Annotated in this window: 12 protein-coding genes; 7 read left to right on the top strand and 5 right to left on the bottom strand. The window is 71.0% G+C overall.

Annotated elements, in window-relative coordinates; all coding sequences use genetic code 11:
• Positions 1-1163: 1163 nt before the first annotated feature.
• From ACZ592_RS07345 to ACZ592_RS07315, 7 genes are all read left to right on the top strand, one after another.
• A complete protein-coding gene (locus ACZ592_RS07345; protein ID WP_471580516.1) occupies positions 1164-2408 on the top strand; it encodes a sugar ABC transporter substrate-binding protein in 1245 nt (414 codons plus the stop codon).
• Between the two features lie 9 nt (positions 2409-2417).
• Positions 2418-3401 carry a carbohydrate ABC transporter permease gene (locus ACZ592_RS07340; RefSeq protein WP_471580515.1) on the top strand — a complete coding sequence of 328 codons (984 nt, stop codon included), beginning with the start codon at positions 2418-2420 and terminating at the stop codon, positions 3399-3401.
• A complete protein-coding gene (locus ACZ592_RS07335) occupies positions 3398-4234 on the top strand; it encodes a carbohydrate ABC transporter permease (protein WP_471580514.1) in 837 nt (278 codons plus the stop codon). Before ACZ592_RS07340 ends, ACZ592_RS07335 begins: the two co-directional genes overlap by 4 nt.
• A 45-nt stretch (positions 4235-4279) precedes the next feature.
• Positions 4280-5503: a glycoside hydrolase family 1 protein gene (locus ACZ592_RS07330; RefSeq protein ID WP_471580513.1), complete on the top strand. Its 1224-nt coding sequence runs from the start codon at positions 4280-4282 to the stop codon at positions 5501-5503.
• A 93-nt stretch (positions 5504-5596) separates the two neighbouring features.
• Positions 5597-7015 (top strand): glucoamylase family protein, encoded by a 1419-nt coding sequence (locus ACZ592_RS07325; RefSeq protein WP_471580512.1) that lies wholly within the window; start codon positions 5597-5599, stop codon positions 7013-7015.
• Between the two features lie 141 nt (positions 7016-7156).
• Positions 7157-9244 (top strand): TPM domain-containing protein, encoded by a 2088-nt coding sequence (locus ACZ592_RS07320; protein WP_471580737.1) that lies wholly within the window; start codon positions 7157-7159, stop codon positions 9242-9244.
• A gap of 156 nt (positions 9245-9400) precedes the next feature.
• The gene (locus ACZ592_RS07315; RefSeq protein ID WP_471580511.1) at positions 9401-10114 is read left to right on the top strand and encodes a PspA/IM30 family protein; all 714 of its coding nucleotides are present in this window, start codon (positions 9401-9403) and stop codon (positions 10112-10114) included.
• A 121-nt stretch (positions 10115-10235) separates the two neighbouring features.
• Here ACZ592_RS07315 and ACZ592_RS07310 read toward each other — a convergent pair whose 3' ends face one another.
• The 5 genes from ACZ592_RS07310 to ACZ592_RS07290 all read right to left on the bottom strand — a co-directional run bounded on the left by ACZ592_RS07310 (position 10236) and on the right by ACZ592_RS07290 (position 16284).
• Complete coding sequence (locus ACZ592_RS07310) at positions 10236-12983, bottom strand: SpoIIE family protein phosphatase (protein ID WP_471580510.1); 2748 nt, start codon at positions 12981-12983, stop codon at positions 10236-10238.
• Positions 12984-13156: 173 nt separating this feature from the next.
• The gene (locus tag ACZ592_RS07305; RefSeq protein WP_471580509.1) at positions 13157-13573 is read right to left on the bottom strand and encodes an ATP-binding protein; all 417 of its coding nucleotides are present in this window, start codon (positions 13571-13573) and stop codon (positions 13157-13159) included.
• Between the two features lie 116 nt (positions 13574-13689).
• The gene (locus ACZ592_RS07300) at positions 13690-14121 is read right to left on the bottom strand and encodes a (deoxy)nucleoside triphosphate pyrophosphohydrolase (protein WP_471580508.1); all 432 of its coding nucleotides are present in this window, start codon (positions 14119-14121) and stop codon (positions 13690-13692) included.
• Between the two features lie 44 nt (positions 14122-14165).
• Complete coding sequence (locus tag ACZ592_RS07295; RefSeq protein ID WP_471580507.1) at positions 14166-14351, bottom strand: SPOR domain-containing protein; 186 nt, start codon at positions 14349-14351, stop codon at positions 14166-14168.
• A gap of 229 nt (positions 14352-14580) precedes the next feature.
• Positions 14581-16284, bottom strand: a complete 1704-nt coding sequence (locus tag ACZ592_RS07290; protein WP_471580736.1) for a purine-cytosine permease family protein — start codon at positions 16282-16284, stop codon at positions 14581-14583.
• Positions 16285-16444: the final 160 nt, after the last annotated feature.

Here is a 16444-nt window from a genome sequence, read left to right as displayed (position 1 = left end):
GCCTGGGGCTCGTGCCGCCTTGGGTCCGTCTTGTGGGGCGGGGTCGCGGGGGTATGTACGTACTCGCTATCCCTGCGCCACGCTGCACGGACAAAGACGGCACAGTGTGCTCGGTGCTCCGTGCGCACATACCCCCGCGCCCCCTCCGGCGCGTACGCGGGTGCGACCCGGTGGGGCTTCTTCGGGCAAGCCCCGCAGGGCCGGTGCCTCCCGGGGGGGGTCTCGGGTGTGGCCTCGGGTGGGGCGGTGCCTCAGGCGGGTCTCGGGCGGGTCGGCGCCTCGGGGGCGCGGCGGCCTGCTGCTTTTAGGGGTACGGGCGCGGCGGGCTGCTGCTTTCAGGGATACGGGGGCGGCGAGCTGTTGCTTTTAGGGGCGCGGGGAACTGCGCGACCAGCCACAACGAACCCGCACCCGCCCACGCAGCACGGCCCCCAACGGCGGGTGGGCTTTTAAGGGGCGCGGGGAACTGCGCGAACGGCCACGACGCACCCGCAGTCGCACACGCAGAGCGCCAGCAACGGCGAGTGGTCCTTTAGGGGCGCGAGGAACGGCGCGATCAGCCACAACACACCCGCACCCGCCCGCGCAGGGAGGAACCCACCCACCCCGCACCGTCCAAGGCCCAGGGGCCAGCCCACGCGGGGAACTGCGCGAACGGCCACGACGCACCCGCAGCCGCACACGCAGAGCGCCAGCAACGGCGAGCGGTCCTTTAGGGGCGCGAGGAACTGCGCGACCAGCCACAACACACCCGCACCCGCCCACGCAGGGAGGAACCCACCCACCCCGCACCGTCCAAGGCCCAGGGGCCAGCCCACGCGGGGAACTGCGCGAACGGCCACAGCGGACCCGCACCCGTCCGCGCAGGGCGACCCCCACCCAGAACCGCCCAAGGCCCAGGGGCCAGGGACCAGCCAACATGGGGGAACGCGCGATGAGGACCCCGACACATTCCCTTCCCGGAATCAAGCATTCCGCTTACTTTGCTCACAACGGGCACTCCACGCACGCCTCCCCATGTCACCCCCGTTACGGGAGTGTGACCAAGACCCCCTTGCGGTCATCCGGGGCGCTGCAACAGAGTGATGTATGCGCTTACAGGCAGCGCATACATCCGGTGCCGCAAGGCGCCGGAACCCCGGGAGCTCAAGGAGGAGCCGTCCATGCACCGCGCCGCCAGAACCGCTTCGGCCGCCATCGCACTCGCGACGGCGTTCGCCGTCACCGCGTGCGGCAGCTCCGCCGGTGACGAGGTCGCCGCCGACAAGAAGCAGACGCTCACCGTCTGGGCCATGGGTGCCGAGGGCGAGAAGCTCGCGGAGGTCGCCGAGGAGTACCGGAAGGCGAACCCGAACATCACCGTCAAGGTCACCCCCGTCGGCTGGGACGTCGCCCACCAGAAGCTGGTCTCCGCGGCCGCCGCGGGCAAGCTGCCCGACGTGGCGCAGATGGGCGGCAGCTACATGGGCGAGTTCGCCGAACTGGGTGTCCTCGAACCGGTCGACACCAAGACCTTCGACCAGAAGGACTTCTTCCCGGCCGGCTGGCAGCAGGGCGAGGTGGACGGCACCGCGTACGGCGTGCCCTGGTACGTGGACACCCGCGTCCTCTACTACCGCACCGACCTCGCGAAGAAGGCAGGCGTCAGCAAGGCGCCGGCCGACTGGAAGGGGCTGCGCGCCATGGCCTCCGCGCTGAAGGAGAAGGCGGGGAGCAAGTGGGGCATCTATCTGCAGCCGCGCGGGCTCGACACCGTCCAGTCCTTCTACCCCTTCCTGTACTCGGCCGGCGGCGAGGTCGTCGACAAGGACGGCAAGGCCGTCATCGACAGCCCCGCCGCGGTGAAGGCCTTCAAGGAGTACGGCGCGTACGTCAAGGACGGGCTCAGCACCAAGAGCGCCCAGCCCGGCTACGACCCGTTGAAGGACTTCAACACCGGTGACGTGCCGATGTTCTTCTCCGGCCCCTGGATCGCCACGCTGATCAAGGACCAGTACCCGGACCTGAAGGGCAAGTGGGGCGTCGCGCCCGTGCCCGCCGACACGACCTCCACCTCGATGGCGGGCGGGTCCAGCCTCGCGATCTCCAAGGACAGCTCGCACAAGGCGGCCGCCAAGAAGTTCATCTCGTACCTGACGGGCGCCGAGGGGCAGGCCGACTGGTACGAGCGGACCAGCGACCTGCCTGCCAACACCAAGGCGTGGGAGAGCGGCGAGCTGGCCGAGAACGCCGGTCTTCAGGTCTTCAAGAAGCAGATGGAGACCGCCAAGACCTCGCCCGCGCTGGCCAACTGGACCGAAGTGACCTCCAAGGTCGACGCGGCCATCGAGTCGGTGACCCAGGGCAAGGCCTCCGCCGAGGACGCCGCCGGCAAGGCGCAGTCCGAGATCGAGAACCTCGTGAAGTAGGCAGCCATCATGAGCACCACCACCGGAAAGGCCGAAGGGGCGCCGATCGAAGGGGCGTTGCCGCCCGGCAAGGAGGCCGGCGGCGCGGCCGTGAAAGGGCGCCGTCGGGGTTCCCTGGGCGTGCAGAATGCCGCCGGGTGGCTCTTCTCCACCCCCTTCCTCGTTCTGTTCACCGTCTTCATGGCGTTCCCGATCGTCGCCACGCTGGCGATGAGCTTCACCGACTTCGGGCTGCGCAACGTCACCCGGCCCTGGGAAGCGAACTTCATCGGCTTCGAGAACTACTCGAACCTGTTCGGGGACGAGAAGTTCCTCAAGTCGCTGTTCAATACCGGGTACTTCGTGGTGGTCGGGGTTCCGCTCACCATCTTTCTCGGGCTTGTCGTGGCCGTGCTTCTGAACAACGGGATCGATCGGGCGCGGACCTTCTTCCGGGTCGGGTTCTACGCTCCCGTCGTCACCTCCATCGTCGCCGTGGCCGTCGTGTGGCGGTTCGTGCTCGATCCGAGCGACGGCCTGATCGCCGGCCTCTGTTCCGAACTCGGGCTCACCGCACCGGACTTCCTGGGCAGCGAGACGCTTGCCATGCCGTCCCTCATCGCGATGGCGGTGTGGCGGAATCTCGGGACCGTGATGGTGTTGTTCATCGCCGGGCTGCAGGCCATTCCCACCGAGGTGCGGGAGGCCGCCAAGCTCGACGGTGCCGGCGGGTGGCAGGAGTTCCGCCGCATCACGGTTCCCCTGCTGAGGCCCACGCTGCTGTACGCCACGGTGATCACCACGATCGGCTATCTCAATGTGTTCGAGGAGCCTTTCGTGATGACGCAGGGAGGTCCTTCCGACTCCACGCTCACCGTGTCGCTGAACATGTACCGCGAGGGCTTCAACTTCTTCCACATGGGCTATGCCAGTGCCATGGCGTACGTCCTCTTCGTGGTGATCATGGGCATCACGGTGCTCCAGCTCCGACTGCTGAAGGACAACACCAAATGAGCGCCAAGTCCGCGGTGATGCGGAAGCCGCTTGTCTATGTGCTGCTTTCCGTCGCGTTGTTCGTCATGGCCGCGCCCTTTCTGTGGATGGCGCTCTCCGCCTTCAAGACCTCGACGGACCTGACCGCCAGTCCGCCCGTGTGGATTCCCTCCGAGTGGACCCTCGACAGCTTCCACCGGCTGCTCGACAAGCTCGATCTGCCGCTGTACTTCATGAATTCGGTGATCGTGGCGGTGCTGGTCACCGTCGCGAACCTCGTCTTCTGCTCGATGCTCGGCTACGCCCTGGCCAAGCTGAACTTCGTCGGCCGGAACAAGGTCTTCGGCCTGGTGCTCGGTGCGCTGATGGTGCCCGGCAACCTGATGCTGCTCCCGCTCTTCGTGCTGATGAGCAAGTTGCAGCTGATCGACTCCTACGCCGCGCTCGTCCTGCCGTTCGCCGCCGGGGCCTTCGGGGTCTTCCTCATGCGGCAGTTCATGCAGTCGATCCCCGACGAACTGCTCGAGGCGGCGCGGATGGACGGCGCCAGTGAGTGGTACATCTTCTGGCGCATCGTGATGCCGCTGGTCAAACCCGCCCTCGCGACGCTGTCGATCTTCACGTTCCTGGGCTCGTGGAACAACTTCGTGTGGCCGCTGATCGCCACCAACGATCCCGACAAGTACACCCTCCCGGTCGCGCTGGCCACCTTCGCGACCGACCCCAACAAGTCGTCCGGCTCCAACGGGATGCTGATGGCCGGGGCGTTCCTGATCGTGCTGCCGGTACTGATCGTCTTCGCCGTGCTGCAGCGGTACTTCACCCAGGGCATCGCCACCGCCGGCATGAAGTAGCCCCGCCGGCCACTCCCCCACTCTGTAAGAGAAAGACATCTTGCGATGACGCACACCCCGATCCCGTTCCCCGAAGGCTTTCTGTGGGGGGCCTCCACCGCCGCCCACCAGATCGAGGGCAACAACACCGCCAGCGACTGGTGGGTGAAGGAGCACACCGCGGGCACCCACATCCAGGAGCCCAGCCTGGACGCCTGCGACAGCTACCACCGCTGGCCCGAGGACATGGACCTGCTGGCCGAACTCGGCTTCACCGACTACCGGTTCAGCATCGAGTGGGCGCGCATCGAGCCGGTCGAGGGGCAGTTCTCCCGGGCGGAGCTCGCGCACTACCGGCGGATGGTCGAGGGCGCTATCGCGCGCGGTCTGCGGCCGATGGTGACCCTGCACCACTTCACCGTGCCCCAGTGGTTCGAGGCGCGGGGCGGGTGGACGGCCGACGGCGCCGTCGAGCTCTTCGCGCGGTACGTCGCGGCCTGTGCGCCCGTCATCGCCGAGGGGGTGCCGTACGTATGCACCATCAACGAGCCGAACATGATCGCCGTCATGGCCGGTCAGGCCAAGCGCGGCGACATCGGGTTCCCGCCCGCCGGTCTGCCGACGCCGGACGACGAGACCACGCACGCCGTGATCGCCGCCCACCACGCCGCCGTCAAGGAGGTCCGGGCGGTCAACCCCGCGATCCGTGCGGGCTGGACCATCGCCAACCAAGTCTACCAGGCACTGCCCGGCGCCGAGGACGTCACCGCCGCCTACCGTCATCCGCGCGAGGACATCTTCATCGAGGCCGCGCGCGGTGACGACTGGATCGGCGTGCAGTCCTACACCCGCACCAAGATCGGACCCGAGGGCCCGGTCCCCGCACCCGAGGACGCCGAGCGCACGCTGACGCAGTGGGAGTACTACCCGGCGGCCGTCGGGCACGCGCTGCGGCACACCGCCGAGGTTCTCGGCGACGCGGACATCCCGCTGATCGTCACCGAGAACGGCATCGCCACCGACCACGACGAGCGACGCGTCGACTACTACAAAGGCGCACTGCACGAGGTCGCCGCCTGCATCGAGGACGGTCTCACCATCGGCGGCTACCTCGCCTGGAGCGCCCTGGACAACTACGAATGGGGCTCCTACAAGCCGACGTTCGGCCTGATCGCCTGGGACCGCGAGACGTTCGCCCGCACGCCCAAGCCCTCCGCCCACTGGCTGGGTGCGCTCGGCCGCACCCGCGAACTGCCGCGGACGGCCGGGCAGTCGAGCCTCGCCGGATAGTCCGGCACCACCTCCAGAGCCCGGGGGCCGGCCGCACCTGACAGCGGTCGGCCCTCGCACATCCGCACTGCCGTCAAGGGGAGTTGGACCGTCATGGATCGTCGTACCTTCCTGGCCTCCGCCGGAGCCGGGGCCGCCGCCCTGTCCCTCGGGGCCGCCCCTGCCATCGCCGCTCCGCATGCCCATCCGCTTCGTCCTCATACCTTTGATACACCGCTGCTGCGGAAGTGGTTCCGTGCCACCCATCACTCGATCGAGTCAATGACGACCGAGCTCGGACTCACCGCCGACAAGATCGACGTCAGCGGGCCCGGTTCGCCCGTTCCCTCGCGCCAGACCTCGCCGACCAACATCGGCTGCGGACTCTGGTCCACCGTGGCCGCCCGCGGCCTCGGCGTGCTCGGCGACGACGCCATGCGCCACCGCCTGGCCCGCACCGTCGCCGCCGTCGAGAAGCTGGAGCGGCACCATGGCTTCTGGCTCAACTGGTACGACGCGCACGACGGTTCGGTCCTGACGAGCTGGCCGGGCACCGGCGACCCGGTGCGCCCGTTCCTCTCGTCCGTCGACAACGCCTGGCTGGTCACCGGCCTGCGCATCGCCGCCCACGCCGACCCGGCCCTGCGCCCCCGCGTCGCACGGCTGCTGGCCGCCGCCGACTGGTCGTACTTCTACACGCCCTACGACCCGGCCGACCCGGCCGCCCGCCCCGGCCAGCTGCGCGGCGGCTTCTGGACCGACACGGGCGAGCCCACCGCGCACCACTACGGCGCCCTCAACACCGAGCCCCGCATGGCCAGTTACCTGGGCATCGCAGACGGCACGATCCCCTCCGACCACTACTGGCACCTGCTGCGCACCATGCTCCCCGAGCACGAGCAGGAGCAGCGGCCGCACGGGTCGTACGCCACCGTCGACGGCGTCCGCGTGTGGCGGGGGCACTACACCTACCGGGGCCGCAAGCTCGTGCCCACGTGGGGCGGCTCGATGTTCGAGGCGCTGATGGTGCCGCTCTTCGTGCCGGAGTCCGAGTGGTCCCCGCGCGCGTGGGGCACCACGCACGACCGCTATGTGCGCAGCCAGATCGAGCACGGGCTGGTGGAGGAGAAGTACGGCTACTGGGGGTTCTCGCCCGCCGGCATCCCCGAGGGCGGGTACCGCGAGTACGGCGTCGACGCGATCGGCATGCAGGCCGACGGCTACCACTCCCTCGGCGTCGTGACACCGCACGCCTCCTTCCTGGCACTGCCCCACGCGCGCGGAGCCGCCATCGACAACCTGAAGGCCCTGGAGCGCGACTTCGGGGCCTACGACGAGACGTACGGATTCCGGGACTCGGTGGACGTGCGCAGCGGACGGGTCAGCGACTTCGTGCTCGCGCTCGACCAGGGCATGATCGCGGCGGCGCTCGCGCAGGAGCTGCGGCCGGGACTGTTGCAAGCACCGTTCCGCACGGGTGGCTTCGCCTCGCGCGTGCGGCCGCTGCTCACCAAGGAGCGCTTCGGCATCTGACGGGTGGCGGGCCCAAAAGGGGTACCGGGGCGCCCACCTGGCCCCCGGGACGCCCGACGGCCCCGGGGCACCGCCCGCTTTCCCGGGTCGCGGCACCCCGGATACCGCCATACGCTCCCACATGTGACGCCGCCCCCGCGCATGGCCACCGTGCGGGCAGCAGCGGCCGCGGTGGCCGTGCTGCTCGTCTGGTTCTCGCTGCTGAGTCCGCCCGCGGCCGCCGACGACCCGGTCACGCTCTCCCGCACCGGCCAGATCACCGACAGGCCGGACGCGCTCGGGGACCGCGAGGGCGAGGTCGCCAAGGCCCTGGACCGGCTCTACGACGACCGTGGCGTGCAGCTCTTCGTCGTCTACGTACGCGACTTCTCCGGCCGCTCAGCGCAGAGCTGGGCCGACGCCACCGCCGAGCGCAACAGCCTCGGGCTCGACGACGTGCTCCTGGCCGTGGCCACCCACGACCGCCAGTTCGCCTACTCCGTGGACGACGGTTCTCGCCTCACCGACGCCCAGCTGCAGGACGTGGCCACCACCGCGATCAGGCCCGCCCTGCGCGAGAACGACTGGGCCGGGGCGGCCGTCGGCGCCGCGGACGGCTACCGCGCGGTACTCGCCGGGCGGCCCGTCCCCACCCCGTCGATCACGCCGGGCCCCGCCGACCCCGGCGGTGGCGACGACTCCGCGGCCGGTGACCTGGTGCTCCCCGTGGCGGCCGCGTGTGCGGCCGGTCTCGCCGCGACGGTCGCGTACAAGCGGCGCAGGAAGCGCGCCACCACCCGTACGACACCCGGCGGCGGCTGGGGACAGGGGGCGGCGGGCAAGGCCCTCACACCGCTCCCCGAGCTCGACGAGAAGGCGCGGCTCCTCCTGGTGGAGACCGACGACGCGGTCCGCACCAGCACGGAGGAGCTCGGCTTCGCCACCGCCCAGTTCGGCGAGGACGCGGTCAAGCCCTTCGGGGACGCCCTCGCGTACGCGCAGGCCGAGCTGACGGCGGCGTTCCGGCTGCGCCAGCAGCTCGACGACGCCTTCCCCGAGGACGACCCGACCCGACGCCGCATGCTGGACGAGATCGTCGCGCGCTGCACGGAGGCGGGCCGCCGGCTCGACGCGGAGACCGCGGGCTTCGACGAGCTCCGCGCCCTGGAGAAGAACGCCGCGCAGGCCCTGGAGCACGCCGAGACGGTGTTCCGGCAGGTCGCGGGGCGTACCGGAGCCGCCGACGACACCCTGTCCGGCCTCCGTACGACGTACGCCCCGACCGCTTCCGCCGCGGTGCTCGGCCATGTCGAGCAGGCCAAGGACCGGCTGGTCTTCGCCACCACCCACCTCAACCAGGCCCGGCAGAACATCGACACGGGCGAGAGCGGCAAGGCCGCCGTCCACCTGCGCGCCGCCGAGGGCGCCGTCGACCAGGCAGGCACGTTCGTGGACGCCGTCGACCGCCTGGCCGACGAGCTCGCGCGAGCCGCCGGGAAGCTGCCCGGCGCGCTCACCGAGGCCGAGACCGACCTCGCCGACGCGCGCGGGCTCCTCGAAGGCACCGCGCAAGGGGTCTCCACGGCCGATCTGCGGGGCCGTGTGGCCCGCGCGGAGTCGGTCGTCGCCGAGGTGCGCGGCCAGGCGTCCGCGGGCCCCTACGACCCCCTCGACGCCCTGCGCCGCGTCGAGGAGGCCGACGCCGCGCTCGACGAGGCGCTCGCGGGGGCCCGCGAGCGCGAGGTCACCGACCGCCGCTCCCGGACCCTGCTCTCCCAGGCGCTGCTCACCGCGCGCAGCGCCGTCGGGGCGGCCTCGGACTACGTCACCACGCACCGCGGGGCCGTCGGCAGCGAGGCGAGGACCCGCCTGGCGGAGGCCCAGCGCCACCTGGCGCAGGCCGAGGGCGCCCAGGACGACGACGCCACCGCCGCGCTCGCCGAGGCCCAGCAGGCGGACTCCCTGGCCCGGCAGGCGCAGCAGCTCGCCGAGCGCGATGTGCGGGGCTTCGGCAATCCCCACGGAGGTCTCGGCGGAGGTGGCGGCCGGGGCGGCGGCACGGGCGGCGCGGTCCTCGGCGGAATCATCCTGGGCGAGCTCTTCGGAGGCGGCGGTCGCCGAGGCGGTGGCTACGGAGGGGGCGGTTTCGGAGGTGGTGGCTACGGAGGAGGCGGTTTCGGAGGCGGCGGACCCGGCAGCTTCGGCGGCGGGGGCACGCGGGGGCGCCGGGGCGGAGGCGGCAGGTTCTGAGTCCCGCACCTCCAGGGCGTACTCCACGGACCCTCTGGGCGTACCCCACCGGCCCTCTCGGACATACCCCCTGGACTCGCGTACGCCCCCTACGAAGACGACGTCCCTGACGCACGTCCCCTATGCAGACGAACCTCGTACAAGGAGATCCAGGCCATGACGAAGCAGACCATCCTCGGCCGCGTCGCCCAGCTCGCCAAGGCGAACATCAACGCGCTCATCGATCAGGCCGAGGATCCTCAGAAGATGCTCGACCAGCTGATCCGTGACTACTCCGACAACATCCGCGAGGCCGAGGAGGCGGTGGCGACCACCATCGGCAATCTGCGGATGCTGGAGGACGACCACCAGCAGGACCAGCACGCGGCCGCCGAGTGGGGCGGCAAGGCGCTCGCGTCGAGCAAGAAGGCGGACGAGCTGCGCGCGGACGGGAACGACACGGAGGCCGACAAGTTCGACCGGCTCGCCAAGGTCGCGCTCGGCCGCCAGCTGCAGTCCGAGAAGGAGGCCAAGGACGCCGAGCCGACGATCGCCTCGCAGACCGAGGTCGTGGACAAACTCAAGTCCGGACTCGACCGGATGAAGACGAAGCTGACCGAGCTGCAGTCGAGACGTGATCAGTTGGTGGCCCGTGCCAAGACGGCCGAGGCGCAGAACCGGATGATGGACGCGGCCCAGAACATCGACGTCCTGGACCCCACGAGCGAGTTGAGCCGCTTCGAGGAGAAGGTGCGGCGCGAGGAGGCACGGGCGCTGGGCAAGCAGGAGCTTGCCGCGTCCTCGCTCGACGCGCAGTTCGAGGAGCTGGACCAGCTGGGCGACGAGGCGGAGATCACCGCCCGCCTCGCCGCCCTCAAGGCGACCACCTAGACCGCCTGGACCACCTGGACCGCCTGGACCGCCTGGCCCCCCCGGACTCTCCGGAGCGCCCGGACCGACCGGACCGACCGGACCGCCCCAACCGACCGTGGGGCCGAGGCGGCCGGCGCCGTCAGAACAGGCTGAGCAGCGCCTCCGCCGGATCCATCGGCTCCGTCTCACCGTCCGGCAACGCCAGTTCGAACCACACCGTCTTGCCGTGCGGTGTCCTGCGCGAGCCCCACCCGGCGCTCAGCAGCCCGACCAGCTGGAGCCCGCGGCCGCCCTCGTCGGTGTCCCGTGCCCGGCGGCGGCGCGGCTGGACGAAGCCCGCGTCCCACACCTCGCACACCAGCGTGCGGTCGAGCAGCAGGCGCAGTCTGATGTCGCCCTCGCCGTACCGCAGGGCGTTGGTGACGAGCTCGCTGACCAGGAGTTCGGCCGTGTCGCAGAGCCGTTCCAGGTCCCAGGAGCGCAGCTGCGCGCAGGCCAGTTCGCGGGCACGGCCGACCGACTTGGGGTCGCGCGGCAGCGTCCAGTCACCGACGTGTTCGGCGGGCAGGCCCTCGACGCGCGCCATCAGGAGCGCGATGTCGTCCTCGCCGTGGTGGGTGTCCAAGGTGGTCAGGACGTGGTCGCAGACGTCCTCCAGGGCCGGCGGCGCGTCGTTGAGGGCGCTCACGAACGCGTTGAGGCCCTCGTCCAGCGAGTGGTCACGGGATTCCACGAGACCGTCGGTGTAGAGCGCGAGCAGGGCGCCCTCGGGAAGTTCGACCTGGACGTCCTCGAAGGGTTCGCCGCCGACGCCGAGCGGCAGGCCCGGCGGTACGTCGAGCATGAGCGCGGACTCGCCGGGCTCCACGAGCACGGGCGGCAGGTGCCCGGCGTTGGCGAAGGTGCAGCGGCGCGTGACGGCGTCGTAGACCGCGTACACGCAGGTGGCGAGGTAGACCTCGCTGAGGTCCGCGTCCCGCGACTTGCGTGCCGCGCGGGTGGATTGCTGGGGTCCCGCGGGGTTGCCGAGGCCGCGGGCGATCTCGTCGAGGGCGGAGAGCACCTCGGCGGGTTCCAGGTCCAGGAGCGCCAGGGTCCGCACGGCGGTGCGCAGCTCGCCCATGGCGACGGCGGCCCGCAGCCCGCGGCCCATGACGTCGCCGACGACCAGGGCGGTGCGGTGGCCGGGCAGTTCGATGACGTCGAACCAGTCGCCGCCGACCTCCGTCGCCGCGTTGCCCGGCAGGTAACGGCAGGCGATGTCGAGTCCGGACGCCTCGGGGTCGCCGGGCGGCAGCAGGGAGCGTTGCAGTATCAGCGCGCGCTCGTGCTCGCGGCGGTAGAGGCGGGCGTTGTCGATACAGACCGCGGCGCGCGCGGCCAGTTCGACGGCGAGCGCCCGGTCTCGTTCGCCGAACGGTTCGCTGCCCTTGGTACGGGAGAACTGGGCGAGGCCGACCACGGTGTCGTGGGCGACCATCGGCACGGCGAGCGTCGACTGCACGAGGCCGCCGGTGCGCCGGCTCGCGGAGTCGTCGTCGTCCGCGGTGACCAGCCGGGGGCGGGCGCCGCGCAGGGCGTCGGCGCAGGGCGAGGTGAACGCGAAACGGTGCACGGAGCCGACGTCGATGGGTGCGGTGCCGTCAGGAAACGGAGCGTCGGCGACGGCGCTCGCGAAGGCCACGCGGCGCAGTTCGGCGCTGCCGTCGGCGAGCCCCGGCGGTGTCTCGTCGCCGGCGAGGAGCCCTTGGTACAGGTCGACCGAGGCGAGGTCGCAGAAGCCCGGCACGGCGACGTCGAGCAGCTCTCTGGCGGTGGTCTCCAGGTCGAGGGAGTTGCCGATGCGGGCTCCCGCCTCGTTCAGGAGGGCCAGATTGCGCCGTGCGTGGGCGGCCTCGCGGGCGGCGGCGTGCCGTCGGGTGACGTCGGTGCCGAGGCCCGCGACGCCGATGGGCAGGCCCGAACCGTTGTGCACGCGGTAGAGGTTGATCGACCAGTGCCTGCGGTCGCTGTTGCCCGGCGAGGGTCCCACTATCTGCATGTCCGTCACGGAATCGCCGGTTTCCAGGACTCGCTTCAGGGCGGCGGCCATGCGGTCCGCCTCGTGGCGCGGCAGATAGTCGTGGACGGTGCGGCCGCGGTGGTCGTCGACGCCGCCGCCGAAGACGTCGGCGAACCGGCGGTTGGCGCGCTGCACCTTCAGATCCTTGTCGAACAGCAGGAAGCCGAAGGGAGATTGGCCGAAAATGGCCTGCGACGCGGCGAGGTCCGTCTCGATCTGCCGGAGCACGCGGACGTCGACGACGATGCAGACCGCGGCCCGCTCGCCGTCCTCCGTCTCGGTCGGCATGACATAGACCTCGGCGAGGCCTTCCAGGCCGCCGGCGCCGCGCCCGCCGCCCTGACCGCCGCCGCTGGCACCGGGCACCGGGGCGTCCTCGGGGAGGCGGAAGGGGACGACGCCCGTCCACTCCCGTCCGTCGAGGATCTCCGCCATCTTGCGGTACCCGCCCGCGCGCAGCTCCGGCGGCACGAAGGCCTCGATGGGATCCTTGCCCACGGCGTCCCGCGCGGCCACGCCGAACAGCCGCTCGGCGCGCACGCTCCACTGGTCGACCAGGCCGTCGGCCCCGATCGAGAACGAGGCGACCTTGATGTAGTCGTAGATCGAACCGGGTGGGTTCCGCTGCCACGTCTCGTCGACGGGCACGTCGCCGAACCCGCCACCGGCCCCGCCCGCCCCGTCGGCCGGGCCGTCGCCGGCCCCTCCGTCGCTCTTCGCGTCGCCAGGGGCCGCGTCGCCCGTCGCGTCGTTCGCGGCCCCGTGGGCCATCGCGTCGCCCGACGGACCGTCGAACTCCGTCGCCTTCGCCGGTATCTCGCTCACGCGAACCGTCCCCTCCAGCTCACCGCGTCCGGCATCGGTCACCGCATACGGCTGCCCGCAGTATCCAGCACTACGGTGCAGCGCCACACGGCGTTCACGATCACGGCACGCACTCGACGCTTTTTGGCCCGCGCCGCCCTTGTGCCGGACGCCTCTCGCACACTGCCAGTCTTCTAACCCGGCAACGCCAGCTCGAACCACACCGTCTTCCCCGTCCTGCCCGTTCGACCCGGCCGTGTGCCCCAGCGCCTCGATGAGCGGGACACCAGCTGGAGGCCGCGCCCGCCCTCGTCATCAGGTGCGGCGGCGCGCTCCAGGGGCGGGTCGGGGAGCGGATCGGACACCTCCACGAGCAGGGTGCCCGCGGGGTCCGCGGGGCGTACGAGACGTACGCCGATGGGCCCGGAGGCATGCCGCAGAGAGTTGGTCACCAACTCGCTCACGAGCAACACGGTGACGTCGCCGAGGGCCGCGAGGCCCCAGTCGGCGAGCTGCTTGCGGACGACGGTGCGAGCGGTGCGGACCGCGCCGGGGTCCGCGGGGAACGTCCACTCGGCGCAGTCGCCTTCGGTGTCGATCACGCCGATCACTTCCAGACCAGTAGCTGAACCTGTCCGGTTTCATGGGGTTAATGGGCACATACCCGATATCCAGGTGGGTTTACCGCGTAACGGGGCGCACTGTGGCACGAACGGCGTAGGCGGGGTCAGTGCGTGGCGTGCGGCAGGCCGGGCGCCGCCGTCTCCGTGACGGCCGTGACGGCCGGGACGTCCGCCGTCAGCCAGTCGACCGACCAGATCCGTTCGGGGGCGAGCCAGCGCAGCTCGTCGTGGTCCTCCAGGGGCTCGGGGGCACCCGAGACGAGGCGGGCCGTCCACACCCGCAGGACGTACCCCTTGGCGAGCGGCCACTCCCCCGGCACACGGCCGGTCAGTTCGGCCTCCACGCCCAGTTCCTCGCGGAGCTCGCGCACCAGCGCGTCCTCGCACCGCTCACCGGGCTCGACCTTGCCGCCGGGCAGCTCCCAGCCGCCCGCGAGTTCGGGGGGTGCGCTGCGCCGCGCGGCGAGCAGGCGTCCGGCGTCGTACAGGGCAGCGCCCACCACGATGCGTTCGGCCGCCACGGTGTGTTCGTTCATGCCGGGAGCCTAGGCGTTACGCCGGGCGGGCTCCCGGGGGGCGGTCAGTGGCCGCCGCCGTTCGGGCTCATCCGCTCGACGCAGTAGAGCTGCCGGTGTCCGCGGTCGTCGAGGCTGTCCGCGATCTTCTGGGCCTCTGCCTTCGTCGCGTACCTGCCCACGCGATAGCGGTTGCCGTTGTCGTCCTGGCGTATGACGAACCAGGGAAGCACGACCGTGCTGTCATTCATTGCGCCCCTCCGTTCGCCACCCCCGGCGCGCCCCACGCCTCGATCAGTAAGGAAACCGCAATCCGCATATGCCCGAGCCTACGCCCGACCTTTACGCAGCGGATACGAGTTTGCACAAAGAGGTACGCGGGAGGGTCCCTATCGGCCAACGCCCGGGAAAGGGCAGGGGGCGCATCCGTAGGGATGCGCCCCCTCGCCGTACGCCCCCGACCGGGCGCCCCCTCGCCGGTCAGTCGGCGCGCACCGTGGGCATCGGCATCAGGACCGGCTCGCCCGACGGCGACGTACGGCAGACGTCCCCGCACTCGGCGTCCAGCGAGCAGCACAGTGAGCAGATCGGGCCCGCGAGGACGGGGCAGTCCGCGATGTCGGGCAGTTCGTAGGCCGTCGCGCAGACGCCGCAGGTGTGGGTGGCGGTGATGTCGGCGGCCGCCGGGCCCTGCGCGTGCGGGCCGTTGACCGTGTTGGGGCGCGCCAGGTAGTACTTGCCCCGGGTCGCCCAGGCGATCAACGGGCAGAGGGTGAGGGCGAGTCCGGCCGCGATGAAGGTCGAGAAGGCCTCCGCGTACCGGCCGAACAGGCCCGCGAACGCGAGGATGGAGACCGTCGAGGCGATCACCATCGCGCCGAATCCGGCGGGGTTCACCGCGTACAGGTACGCCCGCTTGAACTCGATGTACGGAGGGCTCCAGCCGGCCCGCTTGTTGATGACCAGGTCGGCGGCGACCGCCGTGATCCAGGCGATGCCCACGTTCGAGTAGAAGCCGAGGAGGGTGTTCAGGGCCGCGAACATGTTCATCTCCATCAGCGTCAGCGCGATGGCGAGGTTGAGGAAGATGTACCAGACGCGGCCCGGGTGCCGGTGCGTGACGCGGGAGAAGAAGTTCGACCAGGAGAGCGAGCCGCTGTAGGCGTTGGTCACGTTGATCTTGACCTGCGAGACGATCACGAACAGGGCGGCGGCCGGCAGCGCGACGGAACCGAGCCAGGGCCTCAGCGCCTCGATCTGCGGGGCGATGGGCTCCAGGGCGTGCGTCGTGCCGACGGCCTCCAGGGCGACGAACGCCAGGAAGGCGCCGCCCAGTTGTTTGGCCGCGCCGATGACGACCCAGCCGGGTCCGGCCGCGAGGACGGCGAGGTTCCAGCGCCGCTTGTTCCGCTCGGTCCTGGCGGGCATGAAGCGCAGGTAGTCCGCCTGCTCGCCGATCTGCGCGATGAGGGAGAGGGCGACGCCTGTGCCGAGGCCGAAGCCGATCCAGGAGAAGCCGCTGCCCGCGCCCTCCGTGCCGCCGAAGGAGGAGAACGCGCCCCACGCGTCGGGCGCCTCGAAGGCGAGCACCACGAACGGAAGGATCATGCCGATGATCCAGACCGGCTGCGTCCAGGCCTGCACCTTGGCCAGGGCCCCCATGCCGCGGAAGACGATCGGGATGACGATCAGCGTCGTCGCCAGGTAGCCGATCTCCACGGGGAGCCCGACGGCCTGGTGCATGGCCTGCGCCATGATCGAGCCTTCGAGGGCGAAGAAGATGAAGGTGAACGAGGCGTAGATGAGGGACGTGAGGGTCGACCCGAAATAGCCGAAACCCGCCCCCCGCGTCACCAGGTCCATGTCCAGGCCGTAGGTGGCACAGGCCCGCGCGATCGGGATGCCGGTCACGAAGATGACCGTGGCCGCGCACAGGATCGAGGCGAGCCCGCTGGTGAAGCCGTACGTGAAGACGATGGACGCGCCGATCGCGAAGTCCGCGAGGTAGGCGATGCCGCCGAGCGCGGTGGAGGCCACCATCGTCGGCGACCACCGCCGGAAGGAGTGCGGGGCGTACCGCAGCGAGTAGTCCTCGCGGCTCTCGTCGGCCGCCATCCTGGCGTAACTGCGCCGGGGCGGTCCTTCGTCGCGGCTGCCCGGCTCGCGGGTGACCGTCGTCTCCATCATGTGGCTTCCTGTCGTCCGGCCGGATTGCGGGTAGGACGGGGAAGGTAGGAGCCGCGCGTGACGGGGTGGGTCGGCAGGCCGTTGCCCCGGGGTTACGGAACCGGGCGGGGCGTTAACTCGTGATCACGAGGGGCGGACGGGCCCCTCCGGAATCCGG

This window comes from Streptomyces sp. NPDC040622 (assembly GCF_055593965.1).
The sequence above is the reverse complement of the archived record's forward strand: the minus strand, read 5'-3'. Positions and strand labels throughout refer to the sequence as shown.

Bases quoted from the DNA above. Each gene is read 5' to 3' on its own strand.
- ACZ592_RS07345 (WP_471580516.1), top strand. From the start codon at position 1,164: ATGCACCGCGCCGCCAGAACCGCTTCGGCCGCCATCGCACTCGCGACG.
- ACZ592_RS07340 (WP_471580515.1), top strand. From the start codon at position 2,418: ATGAGCACCACCACCGGAAAGGCCGAAGGGGCGCCGATCGAAGGGGCG.
- ACZ592_RS07335 (WP_471580514.1), top strand. From the start codon at position 3,398: ATGAGCGCCAAGTCCGCGGTGATGCGGAAGCCGCTTGTCTATGTGCTG.
- ACZ592_RS07330 (WP_471580513.1), top strand. From the start codon at position 4,280: ATGACGCACACCCCGATCCCGTTCCCCGAAGGCTTTCTGTGGGGGGCC.
- ACZ592_RS07325 (WP_471580512.1), top strand. From the start codon at position 5,597: ATGGATCGTCGTACCTTCCTGGCCTCCGCCGGAGCCGGGGCCGCCGCC.
- ACZ592_RS07320 (WP_471580737.1), top strand. From the start codon at position 7,157: ATGGCCACCGTGCGGGCAGCAGCGGCCGCGGTGGCCGTGCTGCTCGTC.
- ACZ592_RS07315 (WP_471580511.1), top strand. From the start codon at position 9,401: ATGACGAAGCAGACCATCCTCGGCCGCGTCGCCCAGCTCGCCAAGGCG.
- ACZ592_RS07300 (WP_471580508.1), bottom strand. From the start codon at position 14,121: ATGAACGAACACACCGTGGCGGCCGAACGCATCGTGGTGGGCGCTGCC.
- ACZ592_RS07295 (WP_471580507.1), bottom strand. From the start codon at position 14,351: ATGAATGACAGCACGGTCGTGCTTCCCTGGTTCGTCATACGCCAGGAC.
- ACZ592_RS07290 (WP_471580736.1), bottom strand. From the start codon at position 16,284: ATGGAGACGACGGTCACCCGCGAGCCGGGCAGCCGCGACGAAGGACCG.